Raw genomic sequence first — 24,027 nt, forward strand, 5'->3', positions numbered from 1 at the left:
GATGGGGTTGGCCTTTCAAATATCAAGGGGCTTGCGTGCAAACTTGAGAGCAAATTTGCGCACCGGCCCCTCGCTTGGCCACACATGCAACCCCCTCCCGGCCTCCCCCTTCGCCTCCCCCTTCACAACGGGGAGGTGCACCGTCGTCCCCTGTCTGGCGAGGAGGGTCAGATTGGGATCGAGTGTGGAGCCAATAGCGGGGTCAGCCTTGCTCTCCCCTGCCAAGGGGAGGGCTGAGGCGGGGTTCGTTGCTTTCTCCCCTGCCAAAGAGAGGAGTGGGGCAGGATCCATTGCTCCCTCCCCTGCCAAGGGGAGGGCCGGGGTGGGGTTCGTGGCCTCTTTAGCTCAGGCGCTGGCGCCCCATCAGGGAGTGGGAGAGCGTGGTGCCATCCACCAGCTCCAGCTCCCCGCCCACCGGCACACCGTGGGCGATGCGGCTCACCTCCACCCCGGCGGTGCGGGCCATGTCGGCGATGTACCAGGCGGTGGCATCCCCCTCGATGGTGGGGTTGGTGGCGAGGATCAGCTCCTTGATCTGCTCCTCTTGCAGGCGGCGCTCCAGGATATCGAGCCCCAGCTCCTCGGGGCCGATGCCGTCAAGGGGCGACAGATGGCCCATCAGCACGAAGTAGCGGCCGGAGAACTGGCCGGTCTGCTCGATGGCCGCCACGTCTGCCGGGCTCTCCACCACGCAGAGCAGACCGTTCTCCTCGCGCTTGGGATTGGCGCAGATCTCGCAGCGATCGTTCTCGGTGAAGGTGCGGCAGTGGCTGCAATGACCGATTTCGGTCAGCGCCCGATTGAGCAGGGAGGCCAGACGCAGGCCGCCGCTGCGCTCGCGCTCCAGCAGGGTGAACGCCATGCGCTGGGCCGATTTCGGGCCCACGCCCGGCAAGACCTGCAGCGCCTTCATCATCTCATCGAGCAGGGGACTGAATTTCATGGGGATATCCTTTGATGCCGCGAAGAGAGGCGCCGCCCCAGGGGCATCGGCAAGCCGTCTCTCCAACCTCTTTTGTTGGCGCAGGACTATACCAGCCCAGGGCCGCCAATGGCAGATCCCGCCCGCAGGCGCCTCGCCGCCGAGACGCACCGGGAAACCGGGCTGACCTCCGTTTTTCAGGGCCGGCAGGCCCCCGCCAGCCCCCGCAAGGGGTAAAACAGCCCCCAAGGTGTTCAATTTTTCTACTCGATTGACCGCAATCGTTAAATAAAACCAAACAAAAAACCTGCGTGTTGGCCCCGCCATCCTCGACTTGCCCCCTTCAGGGGCCGGTTCAGCGCCCCGGGGGTGCGGCGCCGCCTGCCCTCACACGCCGATCGCTGGCGGAGCAGGCTCACAGGATCGCAAAGAAGCGCCGCATCTGGCACTCAAACAGGGGCGAGATCAAGGTATTGGGGACCAGGGCCCCGGTAAACTTGGCCCTCGCGGCAGGATGAGAGGCCCGCTTCCCTCCACTGCCCAGGCTACGCCCCTTCTATCGCGACGCAGCCCGTTGCCCCCCGTTCGTTGCACCCGATGGCCCATGCCGTGGCGGCAGGCCAGCAGATGGGAGTTCGATATCGCATGACATCCCCCAGGATGATCGCCGGATGGCCGCCCCTGTCGGCCCTCCCCAGCCTCCCTGTCATAAGGGAGGGTTCCCTGCCCCCCGGTTATGAGGGAGGGGCGCTGGCCCCTCTTTGGATGGAGCCATGACCACGTCGACACGCCTTCGGCTGCGCCGCGAATTTCATATCGACGGCATAGTTCAGGGGGTCGGCTTTCGCCCCTTCGTCTATGGGCTGGCGCTGCGCCACGGCCTTGCCGGTTATGTGTTGAACGATGCCAATGGCGTCACCATTGGCGCCGAAGGCTCCCCTGAGCAGCTCGCCAGCTTTGCCCGCGAGCTGCGGGAACTGGCGCCGCCACTTAGCCGCATCGATCATTTCAGCGAGCGGGAACTGCCCTTCGCTCATGATCCCGACTTCGATGGCCAATTTCATGGCCAGTTTCGAATTAAAGCGAGCCAGCAACAGAGTGCGGCCACGGTCGCCATCTCGCCGGATCAGGGAATGTGTGAGGCGTGCGCCCGGGACGTGGCCAACCCCAACGATCGCCACCACCACTACCCCTTTACCAACTGCACCCACTGCGGCCCGCGCTACACCATTATCCGCCGCCTCCCCTACGACAGACCCCACACCGCCATGGCCGGCTTTGCCATGTGCCCGCGCTGCGCGGCAGCCTATGAAAATCCGCTGGACAGACGCTACCACGCCCAGCCGGTGAGCTGCCCCGAGTGCGGGCCGCATCTGACCTGGCGCAGCGGCCACGGCGATGCCCTGGCCGAGCGCGAGGATGCCCTGCACGAAGCTGCAAGCGCACTGCAAGCGGGGGCGTTGATTGCGGTCAAGGGGATGGGGGGGTATCACCTGATGTGTGATGCCCGCAATGAACAGAGTGTTGCCAGATTACGAATGCTCAAACGGCGCGAACGCAAACCGCTGGCGGTGATGATGGGCTCCCTTGCCGAGGCCAAACTGCATGTCACCGGCAGCGAAGACGAGTGGCAACTGCTCACCTCTCAGGCCAGACCCATCACCCTGCTGCGCAAGCGCATTAACGATGATCGGCTCTCAGAATCCCTACTGACAACCGCGCCGCTGGCCGAGAGGATCGCCCCCGGCATCCCCTACCTTGGCATCATGCTCCCCTATACCCCGCTCCATCAGCTGCTGCTGGATGCCTGCGCCATCCCGCTGGTGGCCACCAGCGCCAATGGTCGCGGCAGCCCGATCCTTATCGAGTGCGAGGCTGTGGTCAGGGAGCTCGGCAGCGAGATTGACGGCATCCTGGATCACAACCGCCCCATCCTGCACCCGTGCGACGACAGTCTGGTGCAGTGGGCAGGCGGGCGGCGCCAGATGTTGCGGCTAGCCCGGGGCTATGCCCCCTGCACCCCCAGCCTGCAAGAGGCAGTCAGGGTGCCGCTGCTGGCGGTCGGGGCGCAGCAGAAGAACCAGCTGGCGCTCGCCTTCGGCCGCCAGCGCATCTACAGCCCCTATATCGGCGATCTGCACAGCCTGCCGATGCAGGAGCACTTCGAGCAGACCCTGGCGACCTTCCGCGATCTCTACGATCTCAAGCCCGAACTGCTGGTATCGGACTGCCACCCCGGCTACCTCAGCCACCAGTGGGCCAAGGGCTATTGCCGTGATCACAATGCAACCCATCTCGAGGTGCAGCACCATCACGCCCACCTGCTGGCTGTGATGGCCGAGCACAACATCACAGGCCCGGTGCTGGGGGTGGCCTTCGATGGCACCGGCCTTGGCGATGACGGCACCCTCTGGGGCGGCGAGCTGCTGCTGGCCGACGTTCAAAGCTTTACACGGGTTGCCCACCTCAAACCCTTCAAGCTCATCGGCGGCGAAGCGGCCATCCGCGAGCCGGTGCGCCAGCTGCTGGGGCTGCTGTTCGAATTCTATAGCGTGGAGGAGATCAGTGCCCTCGATATGCCGGCGATCAAGCAACTGCCCGCTGGGCAGATCAACAATCTGCACCAGCTCTGGCGCTTGGGTCGCAACGCCCCCCATACCAGTTCCATCGGTCGGCTGTTCGATGCGGTGGCGGCGCTCTTGGGGGTGATCGACACCCCGGATTACGAGGGCGAAGCGGGGCTCTTGCTGGAGGCGGCCGCCTTGCAGCTGGCCCCCGATGAACAGCCCTTCCCCCTCGCCTTTGACCTCCGCCAATCAGCGGAAGGGCCGCTGCAGATCGAGTGGGCAGAGCTCATCCATACCCTTGTCAACGAGCGGCGCAAAGGCACCTCCACTGCCAGCCTGGCCGCCGGTTTTATCCGCGCCATCAGCAATCTGGCCGTTGCCCTTGCCGAGCGCTTCCCCGGCTATCCGGTGGCGCTCGGGGGCGGCGTCTTTCAAAACCGGGTGCTGATGGACGAACTTGTGCCCGCTCTCGAAGCCGCCGGCCGGCAGGTATTGACCAGCGAAACCCTGCCGCTCAATGACGGTGGCATCGCCGCCGGTCAGCTCTGGTTTGCCATTCACCATCTTGCCACGCACCGCCCAACCACAGCCGGTTGTGCCACCTTGTCGGAGTCCTGAAATCCATGTGTCTATCCATCCCCTCTCAGGTGGTGCAGCTGCACCCCGAAGATAACTGCGTCACCGTCGACACCCTGGGAGTGCAGCGGCGCGTCAGCTGCATGCTGCTCGAAGAGCCTCTCCAGGTGGGCGACTATGTGCTGCTCCATATCGGCTTTGTGATGAGCAAGATTGACGAAGAGGAGGCGCAGGCCAGCCTCGAGAGCTTCCGCCAGATGGTGGCCCTTATCCCTGCGCAGGATATCTTGCCATGCTGACCTTGAATGATCTCTTTCAGGGTTTTCGCCAGCCCGAGGTGATCCGCGCCCTCGCCGCCCAGATCACCGAGCTTGCCAAATTACTCCCCGAACCGCTGCGGGTGATGGAGGTATGCGGCGGCCATACCCACACCATCATGAAGTACGGCCTGCACCAGCTGCTGCCAGCCAGCATAGAGTTCGTCCACGGCCCCGGCTGCCCGGTCTGCATCATGCCCAAAGAGCGCATCGATCAGGCCATCGAGCTGGCGAGCCAGCCCAGCGTCATTCTGGTCACCCTGGGGGACATGATCCGGGTACCGGGCTCCAAAGGCACGTTGGCCCAGCAGCGGGCCAAGGGGAGCGATATCCGCCCGGTCTATGACCCCCTCGATGCCCTGCGCATCGCCAAGGAGAATCCGGAGAAAACCGTGGTCTTCTTCGCCATCGGCTTCGAGACCTCTACCCCCATGACGGCCGCCTTGCTGGCTGCTGCGGAAGAGCAAGGGATCGAGAACCTCCTGTTTCATATCAACCATGTGTTGGTGCCGCCCGCCATTCATGCGGTGATGGCCGACGGGGTGGCCAAGGTGAACGCTTTTATCGGCCCCTCTCACGTCAGCGTCATCACCGGCGCCGATATCTACCTGCCCATCGTCGATCGTTATCAGGTGCCTGTGGTGGTGAGCGGTTTCGAGCCGGTGGATGTGATGGAGGCGCTCTTGATGATGGTGCGCCAGAAGGTGGAGGGTCGCTACGCGCTGGAGGTGCAATACAGCCGCGCCGTCACCGCCAGCGGCAATAAAGCCGCCCAGCGGATGGTCGAGCGCTTTTTCGAGACCCGCGAGCACTTTCGCTGGCGAGGTCTGGGGGATATCAACGCCTCCGCCCTGCGCCTGCGCGATGCCTTTGCCAGGCGCGATGCGGAGCGTCGCTTTCAACTCAATGAAACCCCCATCGATGACCACAAGGCGTGCCAGTGCGCCGATATCCTGCGCGGCCTGGCCAAACCGAACCAGTGCAACGTCTTTGGCCGGGGCTGCACCCCGACCCAGCCCATGGGCAGCTGCATGGTCAGCTCCGAAGGGGCCTGCAATGCCTACTACCGATATATGGGGATCCAATGAGAGATATTCAGTCAAGCCACGGCGGTCGGGTGATGAGGAGAGATGAACCAGCCTGTTTCTGCAATCTTGTGGAGAACCAGACCCGATGAGAGAAATCCAGTTAAGCCACGGCGGCGGCGGCGTGGAAATGAACCAGCTGATAAGCCACCTCTTCTTTCGCCACTTTGGCAACGATATCCTGCTGCGCGGTGAAGATGCCGCCCTGCTGCCGGTAAGCGGCCCCGTTGCCTTCACCACCGACAGCTTTACCGTCTCGCCGCTCTTCTTCGAGGGGGGCGATATCGGCAAGCTGGCCATCGCCGGTACGGTCAACGATCTGGCCATGATGGGGGCCAAACCCGAGTATCTGAGCGCCAGCTTTATCATCGAGGAGGGCTTCCCCTACGCCGATCTCGCCCGCATCGTCGAGTCGATGGCAGCAGAGCTTGCCAAGAGCGGCGCCCATATCGTCTGCGGCGACACCAAGGTGGTGCCCAAGGGAGCGGCAGACAAGATCTTTATCAACACCAGCGGGGTCGGTAGCTTCCCGCTGCCTGAGCAGAGCCGGGGCATCTCGGTCCGCAACCTCAAGGCCGGTGACGCCATTCTGGTGTCGCGGGATATCGGCAGCCACGGCGCCTGCATCCTGATGGCCCGCGACGCCCTGCAACTGGGATCTGATCTCAAGAGCGACTGCACCACCCTCTGGCCGCAGGTCGAAGCGCTGCTGCAGGCGGGCATTACCCCTCACGCCCTGCGCGATGCCACTCGCGGTGGCCTTGCCGCTGTGCTCAACGAGTGGAGCTGCGCCTCCGGTGTTGCCATCGAGCTGGAGGAGTCTGCCATTCCGGTGTGCGATCCGGTGCGCGGCCTGTGCGAGCTCTACGGTTTCGAGCCCCATGATCTCGCCAACGAGGGGACCATGGTGCTGGCCCTGCCTGCCGAGCAGGCGCAGGACGCACTGGGCATCTTGCGGCAATTCAACCCCGCCGCCAGCCAGATCGGCGTGGTGCAGGCGAGCGATCGCCACAAGGTGATCCTGAGCAACCCCTGGGGCAGCCGCCGTTATCTGGAGCTGCCGCAGGGGGAGCTGCTGCCGCGGATCTGTTGAGCAACCATGCCGTTACGTCAATTACAGGAAGGAGTCACTGCTCCTCCCCCTATCGGTTAAGGAGCCACCATGCACGAAATGTCTCTGGCCATGGCTGCCATCGATCTGGTGGCCGAGCAGGCCACCCAGCGGGGCTTTAACAAGGTGACCGCCCTCTGGCTCGAGGTCGGCAGCTTCTCCTGCGTCGACCCGGACACCATCGCCTTCTGTTTCGAGGCGGCCGCCAAGGGCACCGTGGCCCAAGGCGCCCAACTGCACTTTCTGCATCAGGCGGCAGAGGCCTGGTGTTACGACTGCAACCAGACGGTCACCCTCACCGAGCGCGGGCAGGCCTGTCCCGAGTGTGGCGGGTACAAATTACGAGTCGCGCAGGGTGATAGCCTGCGCATCACCGACATCGAGGTAAGTTGATATGTGTAGCGTATGCGGATGCGGCCAGGCGCGGATCGCCGGCCATGAGCACGATCACGAGCATGAACATCACCATAAACATGGTCATGAGCACGACCATCATCATGCTTATGACGCCCATCACCACCATGACCACGAGCAGAGTGCGCCGCGCACCCTGATCATTCACCACCACTATCACCATCAGGGGGATGTCCATCACCACTACCACGGGGTACAGGCACCAATAGGAGCAGAGGGTCATGATCACCCTCATGAGCACCACCATGATCACCCCCACGACCATCATCATGATCATGCCCACTCTCATGACCACGGCCATTCCCACGTACATCCCCATGATCACAGCCATGACCATGACCATCAGCAGGGCTCCCTGCACTACGGCAAAGGGGAAGCGGGCTTGTCGGTACCCGGCATCGGGCAGCGCCAGCTGATCGCCATCGAGATGGATGTGCTGGCCAAGAACAACGCGCTGGCGGCCCACAACCGCGAACACTTCGACGAGGCGGCCCAGCTGGTGCTCAACCTGGTATCGAGCCCGGGTTCAGGCAAGACCACCCTGCTGTGTGAAACCCTGCGCCAGCTGGCCGACAAGCGCCCCTGCGCCGTGATCGAAGGGGATCAGCAGACCAGCGCCGATGCGGATCGCATTCGTGCCACCGGCGTCCCTGCCGTGCAGATCAACACCGGCAAGGGCTGCCATCTGGACGCCAAGATGGTCCACGACGCCTGCCACCAGCTGCCCGCCAATGAAGGGGGCATCCTCTTTATCGAAAACGTCGGCAATCTGGTCTGCCCCGCCAGCTTCGATCTCGGCGAGAAGTACAAAGTGGCGATCCTCTCCGTCACCGAGGGGGAAGAGAAGCCCCTCAAGTACCCGGACATGTTCGCCGCCGCCCAGCTGATGGTGATCAACAAGATTGATCTGCTGCCCTACGTCAGCTTTGACGTGGCACGCTGCATCGAGAACGCCAAACGGGTCAACCCCTATATTCAGGTGATCCAGGTCAGCGCCACTACCGGTGAAGGGATGGATGCCTGGCTGAACTGGCTGGCCACGGCCTGAAGCAGAACCGGTTAAATGCCGCTGATAACGGTAGAAAACAAAAGAGGGAGGCTGATGCCTCCCTCTCTTTTATCTGCGCGCTTTGCCAACGGTTCTCTCTGTACAGAATGGCCAGCGACTCATACTCGCGTCCCCTCACCCTGGCCCTCTCCCCAGGGAGAGGGAACCGGTTTGTGGATGCCGCGGCTATACGACGCCCTCAACCCCCTCAGGGAGCTTCGAGCATAACAACCAGCCATATTTTCAAACCCCGAGATTTTCCAAACCCTAAACCCTGAGCGTGGTGAGATGGCACCTTCAACTCCCTTCTCCCCTTGCGGGAGAAGGGCTGGGGATGAGGGGGAAGCCAATCCTCAGGCCACGCTACGGGCCATCGCCTCCTGTTCCGCAGGCACCTCACCAAAGCGCAGCACCCGATGACAGATCTGACGCAGAAGTGCCTGCTGGTGACTGAAGACAAGCATGCCAAGCCCGCGCTGCTCGCACTCACGCATTAACTCCTGCCAAATATGGCGCTGGATTTGCGGATCCAGCTGGGCAGTCACCTCGTCGGCGACAAGCAACCGGGTGCGGGGATCGAGGGCGCGCAGCAGCGCGATGCGGGCCAGCTCACCACCTGAGAGCTGGCCGGGTTTACGACCGAGCCACGCAGGCTTGACCATAAAGCGGGTAAGTATGGCCTCATCGGGGCGCCATACATCCCACAGCGCCTGCCCGGTGGTGCGATAGGGATTGAAGGTGAGTTCCGGGTGCTGGGGCACCAGCTGGATGGGGTTATAACCTTTTACCTGTTCAGGCACCGGCTGCCCATCCAGCAGGATCTGCCCGCCGGCCCCAACCGGTTGCCAACTCGCCAATACCCGCCCCAGCGTAGTCTTGCCATGGCCACTCGGCGCAGAGATGCCGAGCCGTTCGCCCGCTTTCACCGTCAGCGATAACCCCTGCCAGAGGGGACGTTCCCCCTGGGCGATAGTGAGATTTCGTACTTCAAACATCAGGAAACCTCCGACACAGAGAAGAGCGCATTGAATTCCGGCAGTGCCTGCCAGTGGGCGCGGAGCATCTCGCTCCCCTGCCCCTGGCGCAGATGGTGGCAGCTCAAGGTATCGCTCACCTGCCCCTGATGCAGCGCCACAATGCGATCGGCAAACCGGGCCGCCAGCGCCAGATCGTGGGTCACCCAGAGGATACCGCTGCCCTGATTGGCCACTTCACGCAACTGGCCGAGCAGCAGACAGGCCAGCCCCTCGTCGAGCCAGGCGGTGATCTCGTCTGCCAGAATGTAGCGGGCACCACCGAGCGCCGCAGTGCAGGCCAGAATGCGCTTGGCCATGCCGCCGGAGAGCTGGCGCGGGTACCTGTCCAGGGTGGTCGCGGGCAGCTGGTAGCGCAGCAACTGCTCGCCGAGCCGCTCGCGAGAACCGCTCTGACCGCAGAGACGCGCCGCCCGGCCCAGCTGGCGCTCCACCGTCAACAGTGGATTGAGGGCGCTCACCCCTTGCGGCACATAGCAGAGGGTATGGCCGCGCAGACGGGCGCGGCTGGCATCGCACAGAGGTGTGCCATCGAGGGAGATGCGGCCGCGCATCCTCAGGTTGTCCGGTAGCAGGGTCAGGGCGCTTTGCAGCAACAGGCTCTTGCCCTCGCCGCTCCCCCCCACCAGCGCCACTATCTCCCTTGGCGCCAGTTGCAGGCTGATATCGGTCAGCAAAGGCTGCCAGCTGCGCCGCCCCAGCCAGGAGTAGTGGGCCGCCTCTATGGTCACCTGATCAAAACTCAGCATGGTTCACTCCTGTGCCACAACAGCTGTTGCAAGGCGCGGGTAGCCTGATCAAACAGCAGAACCAGCAGCAGCAACATCAGTCCCGGAAAGAGGGCCAGCCACCAGCCACCACCGGCCAGATAACGCAGGGCATCGGCCAGCAGTAGACCCAACGAGGCCTCATGGGCCGCCAGCCCAAAGCCGAGAAAGCTCAAGGCCGCGCTGTGCAGCACCGCATGGGGAAACATCAGCAAGGTGCCGATAAACCACTGGGGCAGCAACCCCGGCAGCAAGTGGGTGCACCAGCGACGCAGCGCCCCCATCCCCTGACAGCGGGCCAGCACCACATAGTCGCTGCAGGCGATCCGCCGCGCTTCTGCGCAGAGAATAAGCGCCAGCTTGGGCCAGTGGGTCAGTGCCACCGCCAGGATCACCCCGCGCATACCGCCCCCCACGGTAAAGCAGATGAGGATCAGCAGCAGCATATGGGGCAGCGCCAGCATGGCGTCGATCACCATTCGCACCGCCGCATCACATCTGGGGTGAATGAGCGACACGCTTGCCGCCACCATGGCCAGCAGGCCACTGCAGAGCGCCGTGCTGATGCCAAGCTCCAGACTGGTGAGGGTGCCCTGAAAGGCCCGCAACCAGAGATCCCGTCCCATCTGATCGGTGCCGAACCAGTGGGTCAGCGAGGGAGGCTGCTGGCGCGCCAGCAGATCCATCGGCACATCCTGATGAGAGAGGTTCCAGCCGTAGGCGGCCAGAAGCGCCAATCCAATCAGGGCTACAGCGAGGCGCACTATGGAGGGAAGCGGATTAAACAGCATGCTCACCCTCCCAGCCTCGATTGATGCGGGCCAGCAGCAGACAGGCCACCGTGTTGCCAATAAAGACCAGCAGGGTGCAGAAGAGCACGATGCCCATCAGCAAGGGGATATCGCCCCGCAGCCCCGCATCCACAGTGGCCTGGCCGAGCCCCGGATAAGAGAAGACCTTCTCAGCCAAGAGCGACCCGCCAATCAGCTCGCCTAGAGAGGCAAACTGCAGGCAGAGCGCCGGGGTCAGGGCGTGGCGCAGCACATGAAAACGCAGCATAGGCCAGCCGCCATCCCCCTGAGCGCGGGCATAGCGGATAAAGTCGCTCTCCAGCACCTCGGCCACCCGCCCCCGGGTATGCAGGGCAATATTGCCCAACCCGAGCAGGGCGAGCGTGGTCACCGGCAGCAACAGATGGCGCGCTCGCAATGCCCAATCTGCTTCCTCGGCAGCGAGCCCCGGCGTCCAGGCGCAGCAGACCGGCAACAGCGGCCAGTGCACCGCAAACAGCGCCAGCAGCAACAGGCCGACCCAGAAGGTGGGCAGGGAGGCGAGCAGATAGGCAAACCGGCAAATCAGGCGATCGGGCCAGCGATTGAGATAGCGACCGGCGCAGAGGCCCAGCAAAATCCCGAAAAAGCCGGAGAGCAGCCAGGCGCCCGCCAGCAGCAGGAAAGAGGCAGCAAAGCGCTGGCCTATGACTTCACCCACAGGCGCGTTGTAGAGCATGGAGTAACCGAGATCCCCATGCAGCACTTGGCTAAACCAGTGCCAATAGCGCAGCCAGAGCGGCTGATCCAGCCCCCAGCGGGCGGCGATGCGGGCGTACTGCTCCGGCGGCACATGGAGCAGATCGTTGCCGATATAGGCCTTGATGGGGTCGATGGGGGAGTAACTCAGCAGCACAAAGGTGGCGACCGAGACCAGACAGAGCAGCCCTGCCAGACGCAGCAGGGCTTTTAGAGTGGCAGTCATCATAGTGGGGAACTTAACGGCACGTCCACCGCCAATCCTGCAGGTTGTTGAGCAGTGACCAGCTACCGTGGATTTCCGGCGCCCCCTTGCCAAGGTCGATGCAGCGATTGGCCAGATAAGTGTGCTGCACGTTGAGCAGCCAGGCCCAGGCCGCATCTCCCTGCACTCCGGCGCCGGTCTTGCCATCCCACTCCACCTGCTGCCAGAACGGCACGGCCGCCTGCCAGTTCGGGGCATCCAGCGCCTGCTTGAGGTGGCTATCCACCACAGGGTTGCTGTAATAACCCGGGTTGTAGAACTCCACGCCGGCGGAACCGCTCTGGTAGTGGTGATAGAGCTCCATGGGATCCAGACTCCCCCACCCCATCAGCACCGGATTGGCGTGCATCTCCCGCTCCACCTGCTCCCAGCTGCCGGACTTGAGGCTCACCTCAAGGCCGATGGGTTTGAGCATGGCGCGCACCGCTTCCGCCAAATCCCGGCGGGTGCTGTCGCCACTGGTGTACCAGAGGGTAAAGGCGGCTCTCAGGTCGCCCTTGTGGCGAATACCGTCACTGCCCATCTTCCAGCCAGCCTCATCGAGCAGGGCGTTGGCATGGGCGGCATCGCCATCCTTAAAGGCGGTGGCTTTATTCAGCCATGGCAAGCCTTCTACCGCGCTGTAAGCGGGGATGGCGTGCCTTTCCAGCAGCTGGTCGGCCAGCAACTTGCGGTCGATGGCGTAGTTGATAGCGCGGCGCACCGCCACGTCCGAGGTCACGTCGTTGCCGATGGGATAACCCTTGGCATCCTTGCCACCCGCAGGCGGAATAGGGAAGACGATGCCACGGTTCTCCACGCTCGGCCGCACCCAGAGTTTGAGGGAAGCAGGCACGGTAGGCGCCAGCGACGGAGCAATGCGCACCACATCAAGCTGGCTGCTCTGGGCGGCAGCGTAGGCGCTCTCTTCGTCGATAAAGACAAACACCAGCCGCTTGAAGTCATTGCTGCCACCGGCGTAATAGGGGTTGGCCTCCACCACCAGCTGTTGACCGGGCAGGAAGCTCACCAGCCGGTAAGGGCCGGCGCCGACCGGATGGCGAGCGTAAGCTTTTGCGTCGTAATCCCGCTTCGACACTATCCCGAGCGATCCCAGCACGTTGACGAAGGTGCTCTGGGGGGCGCTAAGAGTCATGGCAACCTCGGTAGGCGAGAGCACTTTGGCCGAGACAAAGTTGCCCATATCGATCTTGCCGCCACCCTTGGCTGCGCTGTTGTAGGTGAAGGCCACGTCTTCGGCGGTGAGGGGCGCGCCGTTGGAGAATGTCAGGTTCGGCTTGAGGCGGATAAGCCACCCCTTGCCATCCTTGCTCGGGGTCACCGATTGGGTGAGCACGTTTTGCCAGCTGAGATCGGCGTTCTGTTTGAGCAGCGGACTGTGCAGCAACAGGTAGCTGCCGTGACTCCAGCCAAGCAGAGGGTCAAACCCTTCGGTGGGCTCACTGCCAATGGCGAGCTTGAGTTCGGCGGGGACGGGCTGGGCAGCCAGCGCCATGGTAGAGAAACCGCCCGAGAGCAGGGCCAGCAGGGGCAGTGCCCGCACCAGGACTGGCGCACCAAGCAGGCCATCGACGCGGCCATGTTCAATCTTCATCATGATCCTTGTTCCCAGGATTCACTCGCAGAGATGCAACGCCACCTCAATGAGGCGAGTGAGGGGCCCATGCCGGCCCCTGTGTCAAACTGACGCGCCCGGTTGTCGGCACGCCTTGGTCTCAGGACTTTCGTCCCCCGAACAGTCGTCGGCGCCCCAGATCCACGCCGCCCTCCCCCTGCTGCACCGGAAGCGAAAGCAACATCTTGAGGGTGCTGCTCACCAGCGCCCGCCCCTCGTCGGCCCCCAGATGCGGGTCGATGGGGGACATGAGCGAGCAGGCCAGCAACTGCCCCGTCTCGGGCAAGGTCCCCACCATAAAGGTCAGGTTGCCGCAGGGGAGCTGCAGGGCGAGCCGATCGCGGCTGCCACGCACCGGCCAAAGCTGATCCGGCCCCGGCAGCACTACCACGCTCAGCATCCAGGGGGTGAGCACGCAGCCGAGCCACTGACCTTCAAACAGGGTGCACTGCGCCACTATCGGCATGGCCGGGTGGTAGAACGGCAGGGCCTGCATCTCTTCTCTGGCGATCCGTTCGTACTGGGCCACCAAGCGCGGTGCGGGATTGGTGGCAAAACCGGCAAACTCCTGCGCCGACTCTGTCGCGACTTCGTTCACTGCCTCATTCACAATGGATTGCGCCATAGGCCCTCCCGCGCTCGCTCGGCTTTCTCCTGCTCAGAGAGCGGGATGGCCGGTGCTCCCAGACTGGCCAGCAGGGTCAGGATCCGATCCGTCGCCTCCCCCAGCGCAGCCGCCACCACGGGAGTGAGGCCGATGCGGGGCTCGAGGGATGCGGGCTCGACCCCGATCAGGGTGAGCCGCCTGGGGGATTCCCCCGTCATGTGCAGCGCCGAGAGCACGTCCGCCAGCCCCAGCTGGTGCGGGGAGATCTTGCGACCGAACAGGGTCGGGATCGCCTTATCTTTCAGGGTCACCACGGTACCCGGCGGATTGCCGCTGCGCACCGCGTCCGCCAGTATGATGTGGTCGCGACTGGCCATCGCTTCGAGCAACTCCATGCCGGCGGTACCGCCGTCGAGCAGCTCGATGCCGGGGGCGAAGCGGTAGTTGCGCTCCAGCCCCTCGACGATCCGCACGCCGACGGCCTCGTCGCTCAAGAGCAAGTTGCCCACGCCCAGGATCAGGGTGTTCATCACAGCACCTTCACCTGAGTCACGTCGCCGCTCTGGGTATCCACCACGTGCACCGCGCAGGACATGCAGGGATCGAACGAGTGGATGGTGCGCACCACCTCCAGCGGCTTGGCAGGATCCGCCACCGGGGTGCCTACCAGGGATTGCTCGTAGGGGCCGGGCTCGTCGTTGAAGTTGCGCGGACCCGAGTTCCAGGTCGACGGCACCACCGCCTGATAGTTCTCTATCTTGCCGCCCTTGATGACTACCCAGTGGGAGAGCATGCCGCGTGGCGCCTCTTCAAAGCCCACCCCGCGAAACTCCTTGTCCGCCGGGATCTCGGTCTTGATGTAGGCGCTGACATCCCCCTTGCCGATATTGTCCACCAGCGCCTGCCACTGGTGAGACAGGGTGTCTTTGAGCACGCAACAGCGCACCGCCCGGCCGATGATGCGGCCCAGGGTGGAGTGCAGCTGTTCGGTCTTGATGGCCGAGCCGGTGAGCGTCTTGTAGAGACCGTTCAGCTGATCGAAATGCGCCACCGTCTCCGGGTGCTTGGCGGCGAGCTTGACCAAGAGGTCTGCGAGCGGCCCCACCTCCACCACCTTGCCGTAGAAGGTGGGGGATTTGACCCAGGAGTACTTGCCATCATCCTGCCAGCCGGTGTAGTTGGGCTCGGTCTTGCCCTCCCAGGGTTTGAGGGGGGCGTCATCCTTGTACCAGGCGTGCTTGTTGCTCTCGGCGATGCCATCCATCAGCCAGGCATCCTGATGGCTCTCGATGGGGCGATAGCCGGCCAGATCGCCGTTCTCGATGTAGCCCCCCGGCATCAGGAAGCTGCCGCCGTCACCGTCGGTGGGCAGCTCCGGCACGCTCAGGTAGTGCCTGGCCCCCTGCCCCAGGTTCAGCCACTCGGGGTAGTGGGCGGCGATGATGGCGGCATCCACCTTGTAGACCTGCTCGATGAACTCGCCGAGCCGGTCGATAAAGCTCTTCACATAGAGCAACCGCTCGAGGTTCAGCACGCTCGGCGCATCCAGGTTGATGGGGTTGGCCACCCCGCCCACCGCCAGGTTCTGGATGTGGGGGGTCTTGCCACCGAGGATGGCGACGATGCGGTTGGCATCGCGCTGGCACTCCAGCGCCTGCAGGTAGTGGGCCACGGCGATGAGGTTCACCTCCGGGCTCAGCTTCATCGCCTTGTGGCCCCAGTAGCCGTTGGCGAAGATGCCGAGCTGGCCACTCGCCACCAGGGCGCGGATCTTCTCCTGCACCTTGGTCAGCTCATCGGCGCTGTTGAGGGACCAGGTCGATACCCCCTTGAGCAGGTCGGCCGCCTTCTGCGGGTTGGCCTCAAGGGCCGCCGTGATGTCCACCCAGTCCAGCGCGGAGAGCTGATAGAAGTGGACGATGTGATCGTGGATGTTGTGGGCCGCGATGATGAGGTTGCGGATAAACTGGGCATTGACCGGCACCTTGGCGCCGATGGCGTTCTCCACCGCCCGCACCGAGGCGATGGCGTGAATGGAGGTGCACACCCCGCAGATGCGCTGCACTATCATCCAGGCATCGCGCGGGTCGTTGTCCTTGACGATCTCCTCCATCCCGCGCCACATGGTGCCAGACGACCAGGCCTTGGTGACGACGCCGCCTTCGATTTCACAGTCGATACGCAGGTGACCCTCGATGCGGGTGATGGGGTCTATGGTGATACGTTGGCTCATACGTTGGCTTTCCCTCGGGCCTGATAATCTTGGTGAACACGTTCAAGTGATGGCAGTACCGGCAGCAGCCGGATCAGCAGCAAATAGGCACACACCTCGATGGCGACGAAGCCCAGGGAGATCAGCACTTCCGCCGCGGAGGGGAAGTAGTGGTAGCCATTGCCGGGGTTGAAGGCGAGCAGGGAGTAGTCCAGTCGCCAGAGGGCGGCGCCCAGCAGCATGCTGAGGGCCCCCAGGAACAACATGCGCGAATCGCGGCGGCTCTTATCCCAGTGGAACACCAGCAGCGGGAAGATCATCAGCACGATCTCGCTCCAGAACATCAAGGCGTAGCGATTCCACTGGGAGAGGTACTCCGACTTGTCGTTGATGACGATCTCGGCAAAGCGCAGCGCCACGAACAGGATCAGGAAGATGTCGATCACCTGGGTCAGCTTGTAGAAGAGCGACTTCTCGTTGGGGCCGCGCCCCGCCAGCCCCGCCTGCACCAAAGATCCTTCAAACACGACTATGGAGAAGCCCATGATGAAGGCGGTGAGAAGCGAAAAGACCGGCAGCAGCTCGTAGCTTTGCCAGAGCGGATGGATCTTCTCCCCCGCCACTATCATCAAAGAGCCCATCGAGGATTGGTGCATGGTGGGCAGCAGGGCCCCCAGCGCCAGGATGAAGAACATGATCTTGTTGAGCCGCGCCATGGAGGCCTTCCAGCCGAACTTCTCCAGGAGCACGGGCGCAAACTCCAGCGCCATCACCCCGATGTAGATGGTCATGCAGACCGCCGTCTCGAACAGCACCGAGGAGGTGTTGAAGAAACCCGGAATGTAGAAGTAGGGCAGGTTCCAGTAACGCCCCACGTCGATGGTGATGGAGAGGCCCCCCAACGAATAGCCAAACAGACTTGCCAGCAGGGCCGGCCTTACCAGGGGGTGATACTCGCCCCGGTTGAAGACGTAAACCGCCCAGGCCAGTGCCCAGCCACCGCAGGCGAAACCGGTGCCAATCAAAAGGTCAAAGGAGATCCAGAGCCCCCAGGGGTAGCCGCCGTTCAAGTCGGTGACCGAGCCCAGCCCGAAGATGAGGCGCTTGAGAATAAGCATGCCGCACAGGATGACGAACGGCGCCAGCACCATGACCGGCCAACTGACCAGCCGGCCCCCCAGCGGATGTGCCTTGTGATTACTCATGGTCCTTGCCTCCCGTATTCTGGTCATGACCCTTGCTCTGACCATGGCTGGCATCATCCCCCTCTCCCCCGCCATGCTGCTTGGCATTGCGGCGAATAAGCACCGAGAGCCCGGTCAGCACCACCAGCGGCAGCACCATCCCCTTGTAGAGGGTGTGCTGGATGTGCTCGGAGCGGGCACCGGAGGAGAGCTCCGGCAAGTCAGGCATGTCGAGCTTGGTGTAGGGCACCCCGGCCAGCACCAGCACCTGGGTGCCGCCCCCCTCCTTCTCGCCATAGACGTAAGGCTGGTAGTTGGGCACTTCATGCAGGTAGGGATCGTTGGCGCTGAAGGTCTGGCGCGGGTAGGCATATTCGCTACCCGGGGTGGCCAGCAGCCGGCGCTTGGCCTCGGCCATCAGCGCCTCGCGGGTGCCGAAGATGACGGCGCCGGTGGGGCACACCTCGACACAGCCGGGCAATTTGCCCTGATCGATGCGCTCAAGCCCCTTCTGGTTGCAGAGCTCGCACTTGTGGATCGCCCCGAACGGGTTGTCGTAGTCATATTTGGGCACGTCGAACGGGCAGCCCACCATGCAGTAACGGCAACCGGTACAGACGCTCGGGTCGTAGTGAACGATACCGGTCTTGGGATCCTTGGTCAGCGCCTGCACCGGGCAGACGGAGACGCAGTTGGGATCGACACAGTGCATGCACTGCTTCTTGATGTAGGCATAGCCATCCACCAGCTGATCCTTGTGCTCACCCGCGCCGCTCTTCCACACCTGAATGATGTTGTTGGTGTAGGGGCTCAGTTTGTCGTTGTTGGACCAGGTCGCTTCCCCGGCCGGATTGGCCGGGTTGCCGTTGAGGCGCTGGCACTCCGCCACGCAGGCCTGGCAGCCGATGCAGAGGGTGGAGTCGTAGAGCATGCCGAGCGCACCGGGAATGGGCGGCTTGTTCTCGGCCGCCGCCAGCGCGGTGCCGGAAACGGTGGTGCCCGCCGCCAGCGCACCGACGGAGGCGAATTTGAGGAAGTTGCGTCTGTTCACGGTCACTCCTCCCGTGAGGTGTGCTGCCCGGCTTCATGGCGCTTCTGCTGGCGACCGAGCTCGCGCACCGTCATCAGACTCACCCCGACCAGCACCCCGAGCGCCCCACCGATAAGGCCGGTGGCGGTGGGCGACATGTGTCCTCCCTCCTGGATAGCCACGTCGGGCTTGTTCACCCGCGGGGTGGGATTCTCCACCTTGGCGAGCTGGAAGATCCCCTTGCTGAAACCCACTCCCTGCTCGTTGCAGCCGTAGCAGGGGTGGCCTATGCCCACCGGCCAGATGCCACCGCCCACGTCGCAGAACTCCAGGGTCGAGCAGTTGCCGTAGGTCTCCGGCCCCTTGCAGCCCAGGTGATAGAGACACCAGCCCTGACGGTGGCCCTCATCGCCAAACTCCTTGGCGAAACGGCCGGCATCGAAGTGCGGACGGCGCTCGCAGTTTTCGTGGATGAGCCGCTCATAGGCAAACAGCGGCCGCTTCTTGGCATCGAGCGCCGGCAGCTTGCCGTAGGTGATGTAGTAAGCGACCGTGGTGAGGAAATTGTGGGGGTTGGGCGGGCAGCCCGGGATATTGATAATCGGCGTGCCGAGGTTGCCGAGGGCCTCTTCCAGGCTGACGGCGCCGGTCGGGTTGCCACCGCTGGCGGGCACCCCGCCCCAGGCGGCGCAGGAGCCGATGGCGATGACGGCAGCCGCATCGGCAGCCGCGCGGCGAATATGGTCGACGATGGGTTCCCCCGCCACCATGCAGTAGATGCCGCCATCTTTAAGCGGGATGGAGCCATCCACCACCAGCACATACTTGCCCTTGTAGCGTTCGATGGCATTGTGCTTGTTCTCTTCGGCCTGATGACCGAAGGCCGCCGAGAGCACCTCGTGATACTCCAGCGAAATGGTGTTGAGGATCAGGTTCTCGATGGTAGGGTGGGTGGCGCGCAGCAGCGATTCGGTGCAACCAGTACACTCCTGCGCCCCTATCCAGATCACCGGTGGCCGCTCGGGGCTGGTGAGCGCGGTGGCCATCTTGGCCACGGCATGCTGGCTTAATCCAAGGGTTGCGGCCATCCCGGCGCAAAGCTTCATAAAGTCACGGCGATTAATTCCATGAGCCGATAAAAAAGTATCCTCGACCATTTTTCTTATTCCCGTCAGTGAGCATTGTTTGACAAATGCTTAATTGCGGGAATGCTATGCCTCCCCCTCCCCCTTTATGTTGATCTCCATCAAGTGACGGAACATTATTCAAATAGAAAACTCATCATCATGGATTTAAAAACTCCATATATAGCATAGACTTAGAAAGCATGGTGTGGGCTACTAAAATACCCACTAGGGGGTGTTTTTGCGTGTTATTGAATTTAATTCATTTAAATTACCCGTTAGTTCGTGATGTTAAATAATCAGAATGAAAGCGTTGTCACACTATTTGATCCAATATTTATGCTACCAGTTACAGGCTTTTTTCCGCGTCAAAAGTAGCTAAAAATATATACCTTTAAATTTTATTTAATTATATGTCGCCAACCAAAATGAACGCGCAAACGATATTTATTATCAGCTTTTAAGAAATAACCCGCCCTGCTGTTCAAGGCTGATCTTCGCCGCTTGATTAATTAACCGGCCCACATCCATGCTTCACCATCCCTGGCCACGGATGACCTGTCTCTCCGGCCGCGTGCGCCACCAAGCCGGCCACAAGCTTTCTTGGTGGCGTACACCACTCGCCGGTTCGACGAGATGCCCTCTTTAATCCGGCAGTTCCACCTTCACCCCCCATGGAGCTGGTAGCCTGCTTTTCTCCTCTGCCATGCACCTGCCCCTCCCCGCACCTTGGCCAGGGGTCGGCAACCCCACCTGCACGCAGCCGGCGCGAAAAACCGCCAACAATGTGCGAAAACGGCTCGATCCCCCTCCCGTTTTAAGGGGAAAAACCAGTGATAAATATTGCCCGATAGGGAGCCAGAGAAAGCGTTGGCAGGGAAATTTATACCGAGGAATATTCCGTATTTTGCGCATTTACGCATTCCTATTCGCCACATAATTTACCAACAAAAAAACAACTGATAACATCTTTTTACATTTTAAAGCATATAAAAAACATGATTCAGTGACCCCCGTTTGCTCGTCCCGGCAGCCAGGATCACCGGATCGGGATTGAAACCATCAGCCAACTACTCATCGAGCAGACACCCGACCCATGATGAACACAGTTACGGCCAGCATCGATATCGATGCACTCCAGCACAATTTCACCGTGGTGCGCCGCCATGCCCCCCACAGCAAGATCATCGCGGTACTCAAGGCCAATGCCTATGGCCATGGGCTGCTGCAGGTGGCCCACGCCCTCGCCCAGGCCGATGCCTATGCGGTGGCAAGGGTCGAGGAGGCGCTGGTGCTGCGTGCCAACGCCATCACCAAGCCCATTCTGGTGCTGGGAGGCTTCTTCAGTGCCGAGGCGCTGCCGCTGCTGGCGAAACACGAACTGCAAACCACCTTGCATACCTGGGAGCAGCTGGCACTGCTCGAGCAGGCCAGTCTGCCCGCCCCCATCAAGGTGTGGCTCAAGCTCGATACCGGAATGAACCGGCTCGGGCTGCGCACCCTGGAGCTGCCCGCCTTCATCGAGCGGCTGAGCCATTGTCGCAACGTGGTGCAGCCGTTCCATCTGATGACGCACTTCAGCCAGTCCGATGAGCAGGATACCCAGGCCACCCGGCTGCAGATCGAGGAATTCAACCGCCTCTCTGCTCATCTGCCGGGCGAGCGGGCCATGGCCAACTCCGCCGGCATCCTCGCCTGGCCGGCATCGCGCAGCGACTGGATCCGACCCGGCCTCATGCTCTACGGCGCCTCCCCGTTTACCGGTCAGCTTGCCGCCGACCATGACCTGCGCCCGGTCATGAATCTCAAGAGCCAGCTCATCGCCACCCGCGCCTGCCAGCAGGGCGAGGCGGTCGGCTATGGAGGACACTGGGTGGCGGATCGAAATACTACCCTCGGCGTGGTGGCCGCGGGATATGGCGATGGTTACCCCCGCATGGCGCCCGAAGGTACCCCCATGCTGATCAATGGCCGCCGGGTGCCCATCGTGGGTCGGGTTTCCATGGACATGATCACCGTCGATCTGGGGCCGGCGGCCAGCGACAAGGTGGGAGACGAGGTGACGCTGTGGGGGGAAGGGTTGCCGGTGGAACAGGTGGCCGAAAAGATAGGCACCATCCCCTACGAGCTGCTGACCCGCCTGACCAGCCGGGTCCATCTGACGCACTGTGACAAACGCGAACAGATGCCGATGTTGAAGCTGGCCTGAGCAAGCGGTCTGAGACCGGCCACAGAGAAGTGTCAAACCAGCCCTTGATAAACAAAAGGCCCCGTCTTTTGACGGGGCCTTTTGTTTTATTTGGCGGTGAGGGAGGGATGATTCGCCACTGCGTGGCTCACCCCTTCGGGGCGGCCTGCGGCCGTTCATCGCAGCAAGCTGCTCTGCTCGAACCCGGCGAGGATTCTCACCCCCCCTCTTCGAGATGAGCTGATGACGCTTCCCCAAAGCAAAAAACCGACCATGAGGTCGGTTTTAACATCTGAGGATGGGTCGGGATTGACTCGCGCCGTCCCTGGCGCTCGCCCTGCGGGCGGCCTCTGGCCGTCCATACGGGCTATCCTGCCCGCCTGTCGAACCAGGGCCCGAACCAAGCCGCCCGTCACCGGATAAAACAAAAAGCCCCGTCTTTCGACGGGGCTTTTTGTTTTATTTGGCGGTGAGGGAGGGATTCGAACCCTCGATTCTGCTCACTAACACCATGTGAATCAACCAGTTATGGTTAAAAACAAGCAAGATCGTGTCACAATCATGTGACACTGTCAATTACCTTACAGGACTTAGGGAAGGTGCGAATAAGTACCCTATGTGCCAAAACTAAAAAGTTTAGCCATTTAATATCAATAATTTAGAATGGTGTGTTTTTGTGCCAAGTGACTTGTTAGCACCTTCCCTAAAGCGTTGCACCCTTCTAATCAATTCAATAGACATAGATAGACTCCTTAGTTAAAAACATAGCGTTCAACTCAGCTTTAATATGATACTTTAATGCTGAACGGTACGTATTCTTTAGTGCTTGAAGAAAATTCAACATTATCCAAACCATAATCATTTTTAATAAACTGTGAAACCATGTCCATTTCAGGAAATAGTTTTGCTTTAGAAATTCCTACCCCAGATAACTGTTTCAAAATGCTCAACTTATCTGATGACTTGATAATATATCGCTTATGTTTCGGCCTAAAAATCCACTCATCGGGAAGAGTAGCTGGAGTGTGTTTATTTTGCCCGATACCAAACAATAAAAACGCACCATCTTGCCGGACGACTCTAGGGTTATCCATTTTGGGCTTTACACAAACTACACTTTTTACATGACTCGGGTTTATTCTTTCCAAAAAATGTGGTTTTTCTTGTTTAATATCATGCATTAGCTTTAAAGCATGATGATTTTCTTTATGATGAAATTTATTATAATCTCCATCAAATCGTTCAGCCACTTCAAAATCAGCTTTAGCCCATGCAACGTTAGACACAACGCTGACAGTATCGCTATCGAAATATTTAACCTCTGACTTGGGGATTTTAAAGAAAATAATTTCCCCATCCCTTTCATATTCGCCAACGCAAGCAAAATAAAGCGCAACTAATGGATTCTCTGTAATGTCAAGCAACCTTGTAGGTAAATCATAGTGCTGCATTTTTACTAGCTTTTCAAAACTGCTCTTCATAGAGATGAATTCGTTAGGGCAGCGCATGATAATCTCTCGAATGATCTTGTCTTCATTTGACAACCAACGCTTATTTCGATATATCGAAGGCAGCAGCGAGAATTCTTTATTAGCATGTCCACGAAAGAAAAATAAACTATCTCTATCTTCCAGCTCTGGCATAATCCCAAGTAGAGTTCTCAGGCTCCCTAGCTGTGTTTCTTTTATTTCCAATGTCACTCCTTATTTTTATTTAAATGCTATCTACTGGCTTAGGAGGCCAATATTTTTACTAGGGCGAGAGAATAGATTCCAGTAGGGTATAATGGGGTACGCAGCCCTCTGTCCGGCTTGTTCGTCCCGCTCCTTAACGCGATGGCTACCGCACCCGAAAGACGGCTCTTTGAGGGTATCAATATCGTCGTAGTCATTTGGGCGCCTTTTCATTATTTTTTCAATATTACCATGGTGTTACCACCATGAATATGAGCCATATCACGACTAAAGCTAAGGAAGGTGCGAATAAGTCATATGGTACGAGAGCATTTACTGGTAACCCATTGATATTAAATGACTAAAATTTTCATTTTTTGTTCGTGGGATACTTGTTCGCACTTTCCCTAATATTGTCAATGAGTCGATTCTGCTGCTTGCCATGGATCGTGCTGGCTGATAATCACATCAAGGGCACTGAGGGGTTGATATGGCTAATCTGCCGTTGAGCATTCAACGGCAATAAGAAAATCAGAGTCTCCCCAGTTCGCGTTTTACAGCCTCTAGGTCCTAATTCGCCTGCCGAGTTGTGATGGTGATCGGTAATCTAATCCGGTGTAATTGCTGTTGTGGTTAGGTACTGGTTAAGTGAGTCAATCTCCTCCTAATCACCCTCAAACCCTTGCCATGACTGCGTTTGATGTAATGGTGGTTAAGCGGTTAGGTGAAGTTGCTATAAAGTGCTGTGCGTGCTGGAGG

At 60.7% G+C, this 24,027-nt stretch carries 21 protein-coding genes and 1 other RNA gene; 7 read left to right on the forward strand and 15 right to left on the reverse strand.

From position 1 onward, the window contains the following. Positions 1-340 precede the first annotated feature (340 nt). Complete coding sequence (recR, locus tag I6L48_RS15980) at positions 341-943, reverse strand: recombination mediator RecR (protein ID WP_010674419.1); 603 nt, start codon at positions 941-943, stop codon at positions 341-343. 752 nt (positions 944-1,695) lie between these two features. Between recR and hypF the strand changes: the two genes are divergently transcribed. The 5 genes from hypF to hypA all read left to right on the forward strand — a co-directional run bounded on the left by hypF (position 1,696) and on the right by hypA (position 6,971). Continuing rightward, positions 1,696-4,107, forward strand: a complete 2,412-nt coding sequence (gene hypF / locus I6L48_RS15985; RefSeq protein WP_113070421.1) for a carbamoyltransferase HypF — start codon at positions 1,696-1,698, stop codon at positions 4,105-4,107. Positions 4,108-4,112: 5 nt separating this feature from the next. After that, positions 4,113-4,364: a HypC/HybG/HupF family hydrogenase formation chaperone gene (locus I6L48_RS15990; protein WP_042648489.1), complete on the forward strand. Its 252-nt coding sequence runs from the start codon at positions 4,113-4,115 to the stop codon at positions 4,362-4,364. Continuing rightward, positions 4,358-5,470, forward strand: a complete 1,113-nt coding sequence (hypD, locus tag I6L48_RS15995) for a hydrogenase formation protein HypD (RefSeq protein ID WP_042882442.1) — start codon at positions 4,358-4,360, stop codon at positions 5,468-5,470. Before I6L48_RS15990 ends, hypD begins: the two co-directional genes overlap by 7 nt. An 85-nt stretch (positions 5,471-5,555) precedes the next feature. Continuing rightward, positions 5,556-6,560: a hydrogenase expression/formation protein HypE gene (gene hypE / locus I6L48_RS16000; protein ID WP_042882443.1), complete on the forward strand. Its 1,005-nt coding sequence runs from the start codon at positions 5,556-5,558 to the stop codon at positions 6,558-6,560. Positions 6,561-6,629: 69 nt separating this feature from the next. Continuing rightward, entirely contained in the window at positions 6,630-6,971 is a 342-nt protein-coding gene (gene hypA / locus I6L48_RS16005) for a hydrogenase maturation nickel metallochaperone HypA (RefSeq protein WP_042882444.1), read from the forward strand. Here the strand turns inward: hypA and I6L48_RS20815 are convergent. Then, positions 6,949-7,311 (reverse strand): hypothetical protein, encoded by a 363-nt coding sequence (locus I6L48_RS20815; RefSeq protein ID WP_225160037.1) that lies wholly within the window; start codon positions 7,309-7,311, stop codon positions 6,949-6,951. The two genes, hypA and I6L48_RS20815, sit on opposite strands and share 23 nt — an antisense overlap. Between I6L48_RS20815 and hypB the strand changes: the two genes are divergently transcribed. Next, entirely contained in the window at positions 7,198-8,040 is an 843-nt protein-coding gene (gene hypB / locus I6L48_RS16010) for a hydrogenase nickel incorporation protein HypB (protein ID WP_197055495.1), read from the forward strand. The two genes, I6L48_RS20815 and hypB, sit on opposite strands and share 114 nt — an antisense overlap. Before the next feature lie 353 nt (positions 8,041-8,393). Here the strand turns inward: hypB and I6L48_RS16015 are convergent, their stop codons facing one another. From I6L48_RS16015 to hybO, 11 genes are all read right to left on the reverse strand, one after another. Further along, positions 8,394-9,035, reverse strand: coding sequence for an ATP-binding cassette domain-containing protein (locus tag I6L48_RS16015; protein ID WP_042882446.1), 642 nt, complete (start codon positions 9,033-9,035; stop codon positions 8,394-8,396). Further along, positions 9,035-9,823 (reverse strand): ATP-binding cassette domain-containing protein, encoded by a 789-nt coding sequence (locus I6L48_RS16020; protein ID WP_042882447.1) that lies wholly within the window; start codon positions 9,821-9,823, stop codon positions 9,035-9,037. Before I6L48_RS16020 ends, I6L48_RS16015 begins: the two co-directional genes overlap by 1 nt. Beyond that, the gene (locus I6L48_RS16025; protein WP_042882448.1) at positions 9,817-10,632 is read right to left on the reverse strand and encodes an ABC transporter permease; all 816 of its coding nucleotides are present in this window, start codon (positions 10,630-10,632) and stop codon (positions 9,817-9,819) included. Before I6L48_RS16025 ends, I6L48_RS16020 begins: the two co-directional genes overlap by 7 nt. Then, the gene (locus tag I6L48_RS16030; protein ID WP_113070422.1) at positions 10,622-11,599 is read right to left on the reverse strand and encodes an ABC transporter permease; all 978 of its coding nucleotides are present in this window, start codon (positions 11,597-11,599) and stop codon (positions 10,622-10,624) included. The genes I6L48_RS16025 and I6L48_RS16030 overlap by 11 nt, the downstream gene beginning before the upstream one ends. A gap of 10 nt (positions 11,600-11,609) precedes the next feature. Then, positions 11,610-13,229, reverse strand: a complete 1,620-nt coding sequence (locus I6L48_RS16035; protein WP_042882449.1) for an ABC transporter substrate-binding protein — start codon at positions 13,227-13,229, stop codon at positions 11,610-11,612. 121 nt (positions 13,230-13,350) lie between these two features. Continuing rightward, positions 13,351-13,875: a hydrogenase-2 assembly chaperone gene (hybE, locus tag I6L48_RS16040; RefSeq protein WP_042882450.1), complete on the reverse strand. Its 525-nt coding sequence runs from the start codon at positions 13,873-13,875 to the stop codon at positions 13,351-13,353. Next, entirely contained in the window at positions 13,857-14,387 is a 531-nt protein-coding gene (locus I6L48_RS16045; protein WP_042882451.1) for a HyaD/HybD family hydrogenase maturation endopeptidase, read from the reverse strand. The genes hybE and I6L48_RS16045 overlap by 19 nt, the downstream gene beginning before the upstream one ends. After that, positions 14,387-16,090, reverse strand: coding sequence for a hydrogenase 2 large subunit (gene hybC, locus I6L48_RS16050; RefSeq protein ID WP_042882452.1), 1,704 nt, complete (start codon positions 16,088-16,090; stop codon positions 14,387-14,389). The genes I6L48_RS16045 and hybC overlap by 1 nt, the downstream gene beginning before the upstream one ends. After that, positions 16,087-17,274, reverse strand: coding sequence for a Ni/Fe-hydrogenase cytochrome b subunit (gene hybB, locus I6L48_RS16055; protein ID WP_042882454.1), 1,188 nt, complete (start codon positions 17,272-17,274; stop codon positions 16,087-16,089). The genes hybC and hybB overlap by 4 nt, the downstream gene beginning before the upstream one ends. Next, positions 17,267-18,304, reverse strand: coding sequence for a hydrogenase 2 operon protein HybA (gene hybA, locus I6L48_RS16060; protein ID WP_113070423.1), 1,038 nt, complete (start codon positions 18,302-18,304; stop codon positions 17,267-17,269). The genes hybB and hybA overlap by 8 nt, the downstream gene beginning before the upstream one ends. A 2-nt stretch (positions 18,305-18,306) precedes the next feature. Continuing rightward, the gene (gene hybO, locus I6L48_RS16065) at positions 18,307-19,440 is read right to left on the reverse strand and encodes a hydrogenase 2 small subunit (protein WP_011706350.1); all 1,134 of its coding nucleotides are present in this window, start codon (positions 19,438-19,440) and stop codon (positions 18,307-18,309) included. Between the two features lie 1,063 nt (positions 19,441-20,503). On the opposite strand from hybO, the gene alr reads away from it, so the two are divergent. Then, positions 20,504-21,616: an alanine racemase gene (gene alr / locus I6L48_RS16070; protein WP_171865750.1), complete on the forward strand. Its 1,113-nt coding sequence runs from the start codon at positions 20,504-20,506 to the stop codon at positions 21,614-21,616. A gap of 91 nt (positions 21,617-21,707) precedes the next feature. Here alr and I6L48_RS16075 read toward each other — a convergent pair. Together I6L48_RS16075 and I6L48_RS16080 are read right to left on the reverse strand one after the other, a co-directional pair. Beyond that, positions 21,708-21,836, reverse strand: a non-coding RNA gene (locus I6L48_RS16075) — RtT sRNA. 541 nt (positions 21,837-22,377) lie between these two features. After that, entirely contained in the window at positions 22,378-23,289 is a 912-nt protein-coding gene (locus I6L48_RS16080; protein ID WP_216987441.1) for an FRG domain-containing protein, read from the reverse strand. Between the last annotated feature and the right edge of the window lie 738 nt (positions 23,290-24,027).

Origin of the sequence: Aeromonas sp. FDAARGOS 1418 (assembly GCF_019048585.1) — a bacterium.
Taxonomy (GTDB): Bacteria; Pseudomonadota; Gammaproteobacteria; order Enterobacterales; family Aeromonadaceae; genus Aeromonas; species Aeromonas caviae.